The following is a 14144-nucleotide window of genomic DNA, read 5'->3' as shown; positions in this document are numbered from 1 at the left end:
ACCACTTCCAGCTTGAAGCTGGCGTCAAATTGTCGGCGCCTTCTTGTCATCTATTGTTTTTCCTCGTCGATTCCGGATTGTCCTCCTATCGACCTGTCCGAGGAAATTAGACCACTACATCCCCTACACATTCGCCAGATCATTGTTTTAAAAAGGACTTTCCCATCCTATCGGTGCATCAATTTTGAGATTACGGAAAGCGGTGCTTGTCCCGTCCTACAAAGGTCAAGAGTCCTCAGTGTTATCTTGAATTGGCCACCCCAATAAAAATCCGCGGACCACCAGCGGAACACAAAGCCATGCCAAATCCTTCTTTCCGACCCACCGTCGCCACCCCAGCGCTGCTGCTGGTTCTGCTGCTCGGCAGCGCCGATGCGCGCGCCGAACTGGGCGGCACGATGCCCGGCCAGGCCGATCCAGCGGCTGCATCGAGCGCGCCGCAAACCCTGCTGAACGGCGCGCTGCGCATGCGCACGCTGACCGATATGGGCAATACCACGGTCACCGAATACGCGTCGAGCACCGGCCAGATCGTCGCTTACACCTGGCAGGGCCCGACCATGCCCGATCTGCGCTCGCTACTGGCGAAGTACGCCGACTCCTACCGGGCGGGCGCCGCCTTGACGGCGGGCGGCAACCTGCACACCTCGCGGGTGGTCCGTCCGGACGTGATCGTTGAATCCGGCGGGCCGATGCGCGGCTATGTCGGACGCGCGTGGCTGCCGGCAGCCCTGCCGGCCGGCGTCACGCCCGACGACTTCCGCTGACCAGCGAACTCGACACAGAAACACAATAAAAAAGACGTCACGAGGAAGCCATGAAGACCTCTGTTCATCTCCACGCCTTGCCCCTGATCTGCGCCGCACTAGCGGGTTGCGGCGGCGGTAGCGGCGGCAGCACCCCGGCCGCCTCGAGCGCGGCTAACCCGACCAGCCCGGCCAGCGCCGCGAGCGCGCCGGCTGCCGCCGCACCTGCCTCGCCAGGATCCGGAACATCCGCCTCCGTGCCGCAGTCGACCACACCCAATGTCCAGCCGATCACCGTCAGCGCCGCGCCGGGCCTGACGCGCAACATGCTGACGACCAGCGTCACCGTCTGCCAGCCCGGCACCGGCAATTGCGCGACGATCGACAACGTTCAGGTCGATACCGGCTCGCACGGCTTGCGGATCCTCGCGTCGGCGCTGCCGGCCAGCGTGCAGCTCGCCGCTGTCGCGTCGGGCAGCGGCATCACCGGCGAGTGCGCTGTGTTCGGCGGCGGTTACGCATGGGGCTCGGTGCGCAGTGCGGATATCCGCATGGCGGGTCAGCTGGCCGCCTCGATCCCGATCCAGCTGATCGCCGACTCCGCGCTGCCGAGCGTGCCGACGGACTGCGCAGGCTCAGGACCGGCGATGCTGACCGTGAACAGCCTGCGCGCCAACGGCATTCTCGGGGTCGGCCTGTTCGCGGCCGATTGCGGCAACGGCTGCGTCGATACGGCGCTGCCGCGCTGGTACTACCGCTGCGACGCCGGCGGCGCCTGTATCGCCAGCACGCAAGCCCTTGCGCAGCAAGTCGTCAATCCGGTCAGCCGCTTCGCGCTGGACAACAACGGCGTCATCATCGACCTGCCGGCGATCGCCGATAGCGGCGCGCCTAGCGTATCGGGCTCGATGATCTTCGGCATCGGCACCCAGGCGAACAACACGCTCGACGGCGCAACCGTCGTCAAGGCGAATTCGCAGACGGGCTATGTGCGCACCGCCAGCGCCGGCCAGACTTATTCGCAAAGCTATGTCGACAGCGGCTCGAACGGGCTGTTTTTCGCCAGCACCCAGTTTCCCCAATGCGGCTACTGGTACTGCCCGGCTTCGACGCAAACCGCGAGCGCCGCGATGATGGGCACCGATGGCGCGTCGAGCACGGTGTCGTTTGCGGTCGGCGATTCGCGCGCGCTGTTCGCTTCGTCGAATGACGCGTTCAACGATCTGGCCGGCATTGCCAGCAACAGCTTCGGCTGGGGCCTGCCGTTCTTTTTCGGACGGCGCGTCTACACGGCGATCGAGGCGCGCGTCACCTCGGCCGGGCCGGGTCCTTTTTACGCGTTCTGAACTCAGGACGATGGGCATGCGGAAACGCCGGCGCAGAAAATTCTCAAATTCGATGCGCTGCCAAATTTGATACATAGCGGCGGTGATAATCGGCGATTCCGAGCTAACTTCCTCCCGATTTAGTTAGCCATGCAGATCTAAACATATTCAAACGATGGAATTCACCTTTGCGCTCGACCGCTTCGAGCAACTCGTCTATACGCAACAGTATGCACAGGCCTCGGCCCAGCTCATCGCCGGGCTGGCGCTTCTTCAGAGTAAGCGCGGCGAGCTGGACGGCAGCTTCAGCGCTTCAGGCATGATCGACCTGCCTCCCCGCGAACAACGCAAGCGCTTCTGCACGCGTCTCGCGAGCGCGGTTTCCACGTTGTTCGCCGCCCCGGATTTCCAGCCTTCTACCGAGTGCGTCAGCTTGCTTCTCACGCTGCATGAATGGATGGGCCTGCTGTTCTCCGCCACAGCGTTCGGCAACGCCGACCATGTTGCCTGCCATCTGAATCCCCGTGGTCAGGCGGACACACAGTTTCTGCCCGGAGACAGCTTCATCGAGAAGCTGTGCGTGCTCTATTCGACCGAATCCGAACTGGAACTCGACTTCGCCGCGCTCTGGGCGTACGACAAAACCATGGCCGCCTGCCTTGCCCTCGTCTTGCTGGCGCCGGTCTTCAAGGGTTCGGCGAGCGCGCACGGCAAGCGCGAAGCACTGCTGGAATGGCTGCCGGGCAAGCTGCAACAAATCGACGACCTCGACGCCCTGCCAACCGCCTTGCTGCACAACGCATACATGTTCTGCAGCTACGCCGACACGCCGCAGCGGCATGCGATCAAGCGGGACATTAATGTGCTGGTGCGCCGCAAGCTGACGCAACTGGGCCTGACCGACCTGCCCGAGCCGAAGCCGACGCCTGCCGGGGAGCGCGCGCGGCGCGGCAAGAAGCCGCTGATGGTCGTCGTGCTGGAGTGGTTCAGCGGCGCACACTCGATCTATCGCACGCACTCGCGCACGCTCGAGGCGGCGCGCGAGCATTTCGAGGTGGTGGGATTCGGCTTCGGTTACGCGCTCGACGACGCCGGGCGGGCGGTCTTCGACCGCTTCATCGAGCTCGAACAACCCGACTATGTCGGCGAATGTCTGAAAACGATTCGCGACTATGCCGAGGGCGAGCAGCCGGACGTGCTGTATATGCCCAGCGTCGGCATGTTCGTGCTGACGGTGTTCATGTCGAACCTGCGCGTCGCGCCGCTGCAGATCGCGGGGCTCGGCCACCCCGCCACCACGCACTCCGACAAGATCGATTACATCAGCGTCGAGGAAGACTATGTCGGCGATCCCGCCTGCTTCAGCGAACGCCTGATGAAACTGCCGAAGGACGGCCAGCCCTACCGGGCATCGCTTGCGCTGCCCGATATCGTCGCGCGGATGCCGGCGCGGCGCGACACGCTCCAGGTGATCGTGACCGCCAGTGCGATGAAGCTCACCCCCGGCTTTCTCGATGCTTGCCGCGAGATCGGCACGCGCGCCGCGACGTCCGTCGAGTTTCACTTCATGACCGGCGTGCCCTCCGGTCTGCCGTTCGACCGGATCCGCGACATTATCGAACGCGCGCTGCCGAGCGCCGTCGTGCACGGTTTTCACGATTACGCAGCCTATCTGGCGCGCGTCAACCAGTCCGACCTGTTCCTCAGCCCGTTTCCATTCGGCAATACCAACGGTATCGTCGACGCGCTCACGCTTGGCTTGCCCGGTGTCTGCAAGCGCGGGCGGGAAGTGTTCGAGCAGATCGACGGCGCGCTATTCGAGCGCGTGGGCATGCCGTCGTGGACCACCGCTGGCAGCGTCGAGGCTTACATTGCCGCGGCCGTGCGGATGATCGACGAGCATGAGGAACGCAGCGCGTTGCGCCAGCGCCTGATCGATACGCGAGCCGTGGAGCGCTGCTTCGAAGGACAGCCGCAAGCGTTCGGCGAAAACGTGCTGAAACTGGTGCGCGAAAACAAAAGCCGCCGTGTCGAGGCGGCGGCTTGAGGTTTATCCGGAACTAGTCAGAGCCGGCTGTGCTCGCTGAGCACTGAACTGAGCCTGTGCTCGCCGGGCACTGAATTGAGCACTGAACTGCGCAATGAGCTGAGCACTGCGCGGAACACCAGGAGAAGCATTGAGAGCGGCGGGAAGCACTACTCCGCGGCTTCGCTGGCGCCTTCATCAGGCGGCGCAGCCAGCGAAGCCGGCGCCAGCCAGCTGAATACGCTCAGCGCCGAACCGTGAAACGTGCACTCGGCCGCCGCCGCCGTGACGACCTTCTTCGGCTTGGCGTGTTTGAACGAGGCCGCTTCGGCCCCGGAGGCGGAAACGGCCGGCGCGGCCACGCTCGCCGATGCTCCCGCAACACCTGAAGCCCCGGAAACAGCAGCCGCCGCAGAAGCCGCTAGCGCGCCCGACGCCGCGCGAGGCGCATGCGCCACCTTCGCGGCGGAAGCCGCGGACGCTGCCGCAGCCGCGGACGCTGCCGAGGCTGCCGCGACTTCCGAAGGCGTCATCACATGCTCGATCGCCCCTTCGACGACCACCCGCGAGCCGTCGATGCCGGCGCCCGTATGGGCGATCTTCAGCGTATCCGACGACGTTTCGGCCAGCTTGCTTCGCATCAACTGCTCGCACGCATCCGAGTTCTTGTAGACGGCCGTGCAGGCGGCCAGCAGCGCGGCAGCGGTCGCGACGCAGGCGATAGAGAGAATCCGAATCTTCATTGATGTTCCGTTTTTCAGGCCGTCGGCAATTGTAGCTTACGGGCTCACCGACCGGCACCGGCACCGGCACCGGCACTGCACTGCACTGCACTGCACGGCACGGCACAGCATCGAGCAAAGGCTCGTCGTGGTGGACCGTGGCGTGCGTGGCGGTCGCCAACGGCTCGGACAACCTCGCCATCTATGTGCCGATGTCCGCGAGCCATTCGCCCCGCGATGGTGCGCTGATTTCGTTGGTGTTCGTCGTAATGATCGGCCTGTGGTGCGCAGCTGCGTTGTGGCTGGTCGAGCATCCGTTGCTGGGCGCGCCGATCCGGCGCTACGGCACCGCGCTACTGCCGCTGATCCTGCTGGTAATCGGCGTCTCGGTGATCGCGCAGAACGATACACCGCGAATGGTCTTCGACATCTGAAGCATATCGTTATAGCGATTCCAGATTTCTTTCCGTGTTGGACGCGTCCGATAATGTGGATCATGAACGCCCACTCCACTCCCAGAGTCCGCATGCGGCGTCGCACGCTGCGCACGCTCACGGCATTGAGCGCCGCGCTGCTGCTGGCAGCATGTGCCGCACCGACAGCGTCGACGTCTTCAGCCGCGCCAGATCCTGTTTCGCTCGACGCCATCATTGCCGGGCCGCAGCGCAGCAACGCCGCCCGCGCACGCGACGTGTACCGTCATCCGAAGGAAACGCTGCAATTCTTCGGGGTCGCGCCGTCGCAGAGCGTGCTCGAAATCGCGCCGGGCGGCGGCTGGTACACGGACATCCTCGCGCCCTATCTGCGCGACCACGGCAAGCTATACGAAGCGCAATACGACAGCCCGCTCGCGTCGGCGGCGCAGGAAGAACAGGCAGGACGGGCGGCATTCGCGCGCAAGCTGGCAGCCACGCCCGCCGTCTACGGCAACGTGGTGGTCGGCACGCTGCGCGCGGGCCAATTCAGCGGGTTTCCGGCGGATGGCAGCGTCGATCGGGTGCTGACGTTCCGCAATATCCACAACTGGATCAAGGACGGCCAGATCGACGCGAATCTGCGCGCCTTCTACGCAGCGCTGAAGCCGGGCGGCATCCTCGGCGTCGAAGAGCATCGCGCGGCGCCGGGCACCTCGTTGCAGCAGACCATCGACACCGGCTACGTGACCGAAACCTACGTGATCGAACATGCGCGCGCGGCGGGCTTCGAATTGCTCGGCAAGAGCGAAGTGAACAGCAATCCGCGCGACACCAAAAATTACCCGGACGGCGTGTGGTCGCTGCCGCCCACGTACAAGGGCGGCGACGTCGATCGGGCGAAATATGCGGCGATCGGCGAATCGGATCGCATGACCTTGAGATTCGTGAAACCGAAGTAACGGGCGATCGGGCTCAGCGCGCGGGCACGCGGTCCTATTGCGGCGCGCCTTGCAGGTGGTCATGCCAGGCTCCGCGCTTGACGCAATCCCAATAATGTGGTCCTATTGCGCACTATGTACCGCGCCCAGACCCTCCTATCGCTACTACTAGCCCGCTCTACCGGGCTAGGTCTGCTGCTGCGCGCTTCCATCTGATACACCCGAAGCACCGCTCGATTCCCCAGTAACTGACCCAGCCCCGGTTCCCGACCGGCGGCTATGCTTTTGTCTTTATTCGTCGTCCGGTCGACTACCAGCTTGTCGAAACCCAGGATGACGAAAATGTTGAAAAACCCTGCTGCCAAATACCGATCGTTCAAACCCGTCAATTTGACGGACCGCCAGTGGCCGTCGCGCACCATCACGCGCCCGCCGATCTGGATGAGCACCGACCTGCGCGACGGCAACCAGTCCCTGTTCGAGCCGATGAACGCCGAGCGCAAAATGCGCATGTTCAAGACGCTGGTACAGATCGGTTTCAAGGAAATCGAAGTCGCGTTTCCGTCGGCCTCGCAGACCGACTTCAATTTCGTGCGTGAGCTGATCGAGGGCGGCCATATTCCCGACGACGTCACCATCGAAGTCTTGACGCAGGCGCGCGACGATCTGATCGAACGCACTTTCGAATCGCTGCGTGGCGTGCCGCGCGCCATCGTTCATCTGTACAACGCGACTGCGCCTGAGTTCCGGCGCATCGTGTTCGGCCTGGAAAAGAGCGGCGTGAAGGCGCTTGCGCAAGATGCCGCACGCACGATGAAGCGTCTCGCCGATGCCGCGCCTGAAACGCACTTCACGTTCCAATACAGCCCGGAAGTGTTCAGCGGCACCGAGCTCGAATTCGCGAAGGAAGTGTGCGATGCGGTATTCGATATCTGGCAGCCGACGCCCGAGCACAAAGCGATCGTCAACTTGCCCGCGACCGTGGAAATGTCGACGCCGAATGTCTACGCGGATCAGATCGAATGGATGCACCGCAATCTCGCGCGACGGGATTCGCTGATCGTGTCCGTCCATCCGCATAACGACCGCGGCACCGCGGTGGCCGCCGCCGAGCTCGCGGTAATGGCCGGCGCCGATCGTATCGAAGGATGCCTGTTCGGCAACGGCGAGCGAACCGGCAACGTCGACCTGGTGACGCTCGCGCTGAATCTGTACACACAGGGTGTCGATCCCGGCCTCGACTTTTCGAACATCAACGAAGTCGCGCGTACCGCCGAGGAATGCACGCAGTTGCCGGTGCATCCGCGTCATCCGTATGTCGGCGATCTGGTGTTCACCGCGTTCTCCGGCTCGCATCAGGACGCTATCAAGAAGGGCTTTGCTGCTCAACAACCCGATACGATCTGGGAAGTGCCTTATCTGCCGATCGATCCGAGCGATCTTGGGCGGACCTACGATTCGGTCATCCGGGTGAACAGCCAGTCCGGCAAGGGCGGTATTGCGTATCTGCTCGAGCAGGGTTATGGCGTCGTATTGCCGCGCCGCCTGCAGGTCGATTTCAGCTCCGCCGTGCAACGCTATACCGACGACAGTGGGCAGGAAGTCACGCCTTCGCAGATCTGGGCGTTGTTCCAGCAGGAGTATGTTCGGAACGATTCGCCCGTGCGGTATGTCGCGCACAGTCTGTCCGAGCGCGGCGATCGTGAGCAAATCAAGCTTACGGTCGAGATCAATGGCTCGCGGCGTGTCTTGAGCGGTGAAGGGAACGGTCCTCTCGATGCGTTGATGCACGCGATGGGTGTGCCTGTTCGGATTCAGCACTATGAAGAGCGGGCTTTGGGTCAGGGCGCCGATGCTCGGGCTATTGCCGTTGCCGAGATGGCGGGTGCCGATGTCGCGGGTAGCGCGTTTGGGGTTGGGGTCGATGCGAATCTGGTGACCGCTTCGATTCGGGCTGTCATGAGTGGAGTCAACCGTGCGTACACACGGTGTGATGCTGCTGCGCGGGAGCGGTTTTTTGAAGCGGCTTTGAATGGGGAAATGGCTCAGGCTGAAGTTTAAAACCGCCACGCGCGGGCGGCTCGCGTGCACAAGCAAGTGGCGGCGCGCGCGCGAGCCGACTCGCGAGGCAATCAAAAGCAGATCGCCCGGCACGCTCGCAGGCTTGCCGGGCGATCGTCTCTCCAGGATCGCGCTTACTCTATTGGGTCCACTCGTCCGGCAAGCTGTGCGTGAGCGTCGACACGAAGCGCGCCGTTTCCTCGTCACGCGGACGCATGAAGACATCGCGCGAGGCTCCCGCCTCCACCACGACGCCGTTATTCAGGAACACCACGTCGCGCGCAATCGTCGCGGCGAGCCGCAGGTCGTGTGTCGCCATCAGCATCGTCATGCCTTCTTTGGCGAGTTGCTTGAGGACCTCCACCACTTCCGCCGCGAGGCCGGGGTCCAGAGCCGAGGTCGGCTCGTCGCACAACAGCACTTCCGGCGACGGCGCCAACGCCCGCGCAATCGCCACGCGTTGCTGCTGTCCACCGGACAGCGTCGTGGGCCACACGTCCGCCTTGTGCGCGATGCCGACCTTCTCCAGCAATTCGTCCGCCCGTGCAACGGCTTTTTCCCTGTCCCACTTCAGCACGGTCAACAGGCCTTCCATCACGTTCTGCCGCACGGTCAGATGCGGAAATAGCTGGAAGTTCTGAAACACCATGCCGGTGCGGCGGCGAATCGTCAGCACCGTCTCGCGTGACGGTTTGTGCTCGCGGCTGAATTCGAGCCGCTGATCGCCGAGCTCGAGCGTACCGGCCTCGGGAATTTCCAGCAGATTCACGCAGCGCAGCAGCGTGCTCTTGCCACTGCCCGATGGACCGATCAACGCGGTGACGTTGCCCTGCGCCAGATGCAAATCCACCGAATTGAGCACCCGGTGGCCGCTGAAATACTTGTCGATTTTCTCCAGCCGGATCATCAGTTGCCTGCCTGGAAAAGTGCGTGACGGCCGAACTTGCGCTCGAGCCTGACTTGCGCCGACGACAACACCGAACTGAACACCAGATAAACCAGCGCCGCCTCGGTATAGAGAATCAGCGGTTCATAGGTCACCGACGCGATCCGCTGCGCGGCCTGAAAGACTTCGGGCACGGTCAGCACGGCGGCCAACGAGGTGTCCTTCACCAGCGCAATGAACGAATTCGACAACGGCGGCAGCGCAACCCGCGCCGCTTGCGGCAGGATTGCGCGGCGCAGCGCCTGCGCACGCGTCATCCCCATCGAATACGCCGCCTCCCACTGCCCTTTCGGAATCGATTCGATCACGCCGCGAATCACTTCGGAGTTGTACGCGCCGACGTTCAGCGAAAAACCGATGATCGCCGCCGTCAACGGATCGAGCACGATGCCTACGTTGGGCAGTCCGTAGAAGATCACGAACAGCTGTACCAGCAGCGGCGAGCCGCGAAACAGCCACACGTAGAAGCGCACGATCGCCACCGCCCACGGCGCGCCGAACAGCCGCACCAGCGCAATGATGAACGCGAGCGCAAGTCCGATCGCGAACGATGCCAGCGTGAGCGGCACGGTAAACACGAGCCCCGCGTACAGCAGGGGCCACAGCGACTGCGCCATCAGATGCAACCAGGCCGGCATGGTTCACACTCGCACGTGACGCTTATTGGGAAACGTCTTTGCCGAAGTACTTCTGCGAGATCTTCTCGTAGGTGCCGTCTTTCCTGATATCGGCGAGCGCCTTGTTGATCGCCGCCTGCAGCTCCGGATTGCCCTTGCGGATGAGCACGGCGGACTTGTCGCTGCCGTCGGAGGAAGTATCGAGCGCGGCGATCTTCACCTTCGCGTCCGGCTTGTGCGTCTTGAAGTCGAGGAACGACAGCGAATCGTTGACGGTCGCATCCACCCGGCCCGAGGTCAGCAGATCGATCGATTCGTTAAAGCCCTGCACGGGGATCACTTCCGCACCATGCGCCGCCGCGATCTTGCCGAAGTTGCTGGTCAGCGTATTGGCCGACTTCTTGCCCTTCAGGTCGTCGAAGGTCTTGATCGTGTTGTTGTCCGAGCGCACGATCAGTGCCGCGTGCGACGTGATGTACGGGTCCGAAAAATCGTATTTGGCCTTGCGCGCATCGGTCACCGCGACTTCGTTGATCACCGCGTCGTAGCGGTTCACGTCGAGACCGGCGATCAGGCCGTCCCACTTGCCTTCGACGAACTGCGGCTTGACGCCAAGACGCTGCGCGATCGCCGTGCCGATCTCCACGTCGAAGCCGGTCAGCTTGCCGGAGGCGTCGTGAAACGTGAACGGCGCATAGGTGCCCTCGGTGCCGATCTTGAACACGCCGGCGGATTTGATCTGCGCGAGTTCGTCGGCGGCGAATGCAGAGCTCACGCTCACCGCTTGCAGCAGCGCAATCAGCAGAATGGAACGAATCGACTTCATCTGGTGGCTCCGTAAAGTTTGCTATGTCGGTTGTTTGGTCTTGTGTACAGCACTTTCCGCCGGCCATCGAGCCCGGCGCAGTGGGCGGACTGTAGCAAACGGTCCGTGTTTTTACAAAGGATCAGGTTTCCGATCAATATGCGCTTGCGTGCTAAGCGGACAGCCAAGGCATCTGATGCGGCATGGAAATCGACTTTACAGCAGATGAGACAGGTGCGGCATGCATCGCAACACGGACACGTGCCGGGCGCCATCGGGGAAAACGCGAGAGGCGTGCCGCCGCGGCGAACGCGCGGCGTTGAAAACCGGGCGACGCCAAAGGCCGCCCGCTTGATTGCAAACCGCTTACCGTTCCACCGGATGCGGCTCCTTGAGCTTTTTGGCCACCCGGATCGCATCGAAGTAAGCCGGATTAGGCGGCCGCTTCAGATAACGCCCCGCGCCGCGCACCGCCCGCAACTCGCCATCGGTCCATGCCAGCGCGCCGCGCGTCAGCGTATGCATCGCCACGCCCTGCACCGTCATCCCTTCGAACACATTGAAGTCGACCTGCTGGTGATGCGTGCTCACCGAAATGGTTTTGCTCGCCGCCGGATCCCACACCACCAGATCGGCATCCGCGCCGACCTGTACCGCGCCTTTACGTGGATATAGATTGAAGATCTGCGCGGCGTTGGTCGACGTGATGCGCACGAATTCGTTCGGCGTGAGACGCCCGGAGTTCACGCCGTGATGCCAGAGCACCGCCATCCGGTCTTCGACGCCGCCACAACCGTTCGGGATCTTCGTAAAGTCCCCGCGGCCCATGGCCTTCTGCGACGCGCAGAACACGCAGTGGTCGGTCGCCGTGGTATGCAGCTGTCCCGCTTGCAGGCCGCGCCACAATGCCTCGCGATGCTCGGCGGAACGGAACGGCGGGCTCATCACGTGCGCCGCCGCCCGGGTCCAGTCGGGATCGCGATACACCGCTTCGTCGATCACCAGGTGGCCCGGCAGCACTTCGCCGAATACGCGCAGGCCTTCGCTGCGGGCTCGCGCGATCGCATCGACCGCGTCTTTGGCCGATACGTGGACGATATACACCGGCACGCCCAGCACCTGCGCGATACGGATCGCACGATTGGCCGCCTCGCCTTCCACTTCCGGCGGCCGGGACAACGGATGCGCCTCCGGACCTTTAAAGCCTTTCGCCAGCAACTGACGCTGCAACTGGAACACCAGTTCGCCGTTTTCCGCATGAACGGTGGGCAGCGCGCCGAGCTCGAGCGAACGCGAGAAGCTGTTCACCAGCACTTCGTCGTCGGCCATGATCGCGTTCTTGTAGGCCATGAAGTGCTTGAAGCTCGACACGCCGTGTTCGTGAACCAGCGTGCCCATGTCGCGATAGACCGAGTCGTCCCACCACGTCACCGCGACATGAAAGCCGTAATCCGCCGAGGCTTTTTCGGCCCAGCCGCGCCATTCCTTGAAGGCGTCCATCAACGGTTGCTTCGGGCTCGGAATCACGAAATCGATGATGCTGGTCGTGCCGCCGGATAAGCCCGCCGCCGTGCCGGTATAGAAATCGTCGCTGGCCGTGGTGCCCATGAACGGCAATTCCATATGCGTGTGCGGATCGATGCCGCCGGGCATCACGTACTGCCCGCCTGCATCGACGATCGTGGCGCCCGCCGGCGCCTCCAGATCCACGCCGATCTGCAGGATCGTGCCGCCGTCTTGCGGGTCCGCACACAACACGTCCGCACGATAGGTGCGCTCCGCGTCGATGATCGTGCCGCCGCGAATCAGGGTTGTCATGTTGCCGCCTCCTTATCAACTGCTGGTTTCGGTGTTACGTAGTTCATCTGCTTCATGAGCCTGCATCATGAGCCGGCTTCATAGGCCGGCGTCACAAGCCTGCTTCATCAGCTGGCTCACGCGCTCGCCACTCGCGCACTCGGTCCCTTGCTGAACTTCATCCACGCGCTATATACGATCGAAGCCAACGCGAGCCCGACAAACCACGCATACGTATAAAGCGTATTGAAGAACGCCGGCACATTCGGAAACGCTGCCGGAAATGCGGTATGCAGGAAGCCCGGCAGATTCGGCAGAACGCCGACCAGCAACGCGACCACCGCGCCGATATTCCAGCCGCCCGTGTAGCTGTACTCGCCGTTTTCGTCGAACAGTTCGCGCGCATCGAGCCGGGTGCCGCGAATCAGGAAGTAGTCGACCATCAGAATGCCCGCCACCGGCCCGAGCAACGCCGAGTAGCCGACCAGCCACGTGAAGATATAGCCTTGCGTGGTAGCGAGAATCTTCCACGGCATCATCACGATGGCGATCGTGGCGGTCATCATGCCGCCCGTGCGATACGAAATACCCTTCGGCCACAGGCTCGAGAAATCGTAGGCAGGGCCGACCAGGTTTGCCGCGAGATTGCAGGACATCGTATCGAGCGTCAGGATGAGCAGCGCGAGGCCGACGCCGATGCCGGTCATGCGGCTCGTCAGATCGATCGGGTCCCAGATCGCCTTGCCGTAGATCACGACGGTGGCCGAGGTCACCACCACGGAAATCACCGAGAGCAGCGCCATCGGCACCGGCAAGCCGATCGACTGGCCGACGACCTGGTCGCGCTGCGATCTGGCAAAGCGCGTGAAGTCCGGAATATTCAGCGCAAGCGTGGCCCAGAAGCCGACCATCGCCGTGAGCCCCGGCCAGAACGTCGCCCAGAAGAGCCCTTCCTTTTTGCCGCCGGCGACGAACTGCGACGGCGCCGACAGCATCGAGCCAAGGCCACCCGCTTTCGAGGTCGCCCACCACACCAGCGCGATACACATCACGATCTTGATCGGCGCGGACCAGCTTTCGAGCCAGCGGATCGAATCGGTGCCGTGCACGATGAAGTAGATCTGCAACGCCCAGAAGACGAGAAAGCACGCGAGCTGCGCGAGCGAGATGTCGAGAAACGGCAGCGCCGCGCCGTGCAGCGCGTTGCCGGTGAGAATGTTCAGCAGCGTATAGATCGCGCTGCCGCCGAGCCACGTCTGAATGCCATACCAGCCGCACGCGACGATCGCCCGCAGCATGGCCGGCAGTTTGGCGCCTTGCGTGCCGAACGACGAACGCACCAGCACCGCATACGGAATGCCGTGCTTCGCGCCCGCATGGCCGATCAGCAGCATCGGCACCAGCACGATCAGATTGCCGAGCAACACGGTCAGCACGGCCTGCCACGGCGACATGCCCTCTTCCGTCAAACCGGCGGCGAGCATGTACGACGCGATGTTCATCACCATCCCCACCCAGAGCGCGGCGAAGTGATACCACTTCCACGTGCGCTGCGCGACACCGGTCGGCGCAAGGTCGTCGTTGTAAAGACTGCTGCTGTGCGCGCCGGCCGCAAAGTGCGGGTCGGCGGGTTGCGCTGTCTGCTTCATCGAAAGATCTCCACTGGATCGTTGAGGCCCGCGCATCTTCTGGTGGTGCGTCAGGCCTTTTGGGGGAAACAAGGGTTCAGTACAACCGCATCATTC

General features: G+C 63.1%; 13 protein-coding genes. 6 read left to right on the top strand and 7 right to left on the bottom strand.

The features are described 5' to 3' along the window. The first annotated feature begins 299 nt into the window (after nt 1-299). Nucleotides 300-767 (top strand): DUF2844 domain-containing protein, encoded by a 468-nt coding sequence (locus DLM46_RS34130; protein ID WP_115108450.1) that lies wholly within the window; start codon nt 300-302, stop codon nt 765-767. 64 nt (nt 768-831) lie between these two features. On the opposite strand, the gene DLM46_RS40695 is transcribed toward DLM46_RS34130, so the two are convergent. After that, nucleotides 832-1074, bottom strand: coding sequence for a hypothetical protein (locus DLM46_RS40695; protein ID WP_244306473.1), 243 nt, complete (start codon nt 1072-1074; stop codon nt 832-834). Between DLM46_RS40695 and DLM46_RS34125 the strand changes: the two genes are divergently transcribed. Continuing rightward, complete coding sequence (locus tag DLM46_RS34125; protein ID WP_244306472.1) at nt 1073-2092, top strand: DUF3443 domain-containing protein; 1020 nt, start codon at nt 1073-1075, stop codon at nt 2090-2092. The genes DLM46_RS40695 and DLM46_RS34125 overlap by 2 nt on opposite strands. A 154-nt stretch (nt 2093-2246) precedes the next feature. Continuing rightward, nucleotides 2247-4118: a glycosyl transferase family 1 gene (locus DLM46_RS34120; protein WP_115108445.1), complete on the top strand. Its 1872-nt coding sequence runs from the start codon at nt 2247-2249 to the stop codon at nt 4116-4118. A gap of 149 nt (nt 4119-4267) precedes the next feature. Here DLM46_RS34120 and DLM46_RS34115 read toward each other — a convergent pair whose 3' ends face one another. Continuing rightward, the gene (locus DLM46_RS34115; protein WP_115108443.1) at nt 4268-4840 is read right to left on the bottom strand and encodes a hypothetical protein; all 573 of its coding nucleotides are present in this window, start codon (nt 4838-4840) and stop codon (nt 4268-4270) included. 80 nt (nt 4841-4920) lie between these two features. Here DLM46_RS34115 and DLM46_RS34110 point away from each other — a divergent pair, with 80 nt between their 5' ends. The 3 genes from DLM46_RS34110 to leuA all read left to right on the top strand — a co-directional run bounded on the left by DLM46_RS34110 (nt 4921) and on the right by leuA (nt 8234). Then, complete coding sequence (locus tag DLM46_RS34110; RefSeq protein WP_115108440.1) at nt 4921-5253, top strand: cadmium resistance transporter; 333 nt, start codon at nt 4921-4923, stop codon at nt 5251-5253. Nucleotides 5254-5306: 53 nt separating this feature from the next. After that, a complete protein-coding gene (locus DLM46_RS34105; protein ID WP_425274039.1) occupies nt 5307-6194 on the top strand; it encodes a class I SAM-dependent methyltransferase in 888 nt (295 codons plus the stop codon). 321 nt (nt 6195-6515) lie between these two features. Further along, the gene (leuA, locus tag DLM46_RS34100; RefSeq protein ID WP_115108457.1) at nt 6516-8234 is read left to right on the top strand and encodes a 2-isopropylmalate synthase; all 1719 of its coding nucleotides are present in this window, start codon (nt 6516-6518) and stop codon (nt 8232-8234) included. Nucleotides 8235-8373: 139 nt separating this feature from the next. Here leuA and DLM46_RS34095 read toward each other — a convergent pair whose 3' ends face one another. The 5 genes from DLM46_RS34095 to DLM46_RS34075 all read right to left on the bottom strand — a co-directional run bounded on the left by DLM46_RS34095 (nt 8374) and on the right by DLM46_RS34075 (nt 14048). Continuing rightward, complete coding sequence (locus tag DLM46_RS34095; protein WP_115108438.1) at nt 8374-9141, bottom strand: amino acid ABC transporter ATP-binding protein; 768 nt, start codon at nt 9139-9141, stop codon at nt 8374-8376. Continuing rightward, nucleotides 9141-9818, bottom strand: coding sequence for an amino acid ABC transporter permease (locus DLM46_RS34090; RefSeq protein WP_115108436.1), 678 nt, complete (start codon nt 9816-9818; stop codon nt 9141-9143). Before DLM46_RS34090 ends, DLM46_RS34095 begins: the two co-directional genes overlap by 1 nt. 22 nt (nt 9819-9840) lie before the next feature. Beyond that, nucleotides 9841-10623 carry an amino acid ABC transporter substrate-binding protein gene (locus DLM46_RS34085; protein ID WP_115108433.1) on the bottom strand — a complete coding sequence of 261 codons (783 nt, stop codon included), beginning with the start codon at nt 10621-10623 and terminating at the stop codon, nt 9841-9843. A gap of 345 nt (nt 10624-10968) precedes the next feature. Then, nucleotides 10969-12420 carry a dihydropyrimidinase gene (hydA, locus tag DLM46_RS34080; protein WP_115108431.1) on the bottom strand — a complete coding sequence of 484 codons (1452 nt, stop codon included), beginning with the start codon at nt 12418-12420 and terminating at the stop codon, nt 10969-10971. A 116-nt stretch (nt 12421-12536) separates the two neighbouring features. After that, complete coding sequence (locus DLM46_RS34075; RefSeq protein WP_115108428.1) at nt 12537-14048, bottom strand: NCS1 family nucleobase:cation symporter-1; 1512 nt, start codon at nt 14046-14048, stop codon at nt 12537-12539. Nucleotides 14049-14144 lie beyond the last annotated feature (96 nt).

This window comes from Paraburkholderia lacunae (genome assembly GCF_003353175.1).
GTDB classification, from domain to species: Bacteria; Pseudomonadota; Gammaproteobacteria; order Burkholderiales; family Burkholderiaceae; genus Paraburkholderia; species Paraburkholderia lacunae.
The sequence above is the reverse complement of the archived record's forward strand: the minus strand, read 5'-3'. Positions and strand labels throughout refer to the sequence as shown.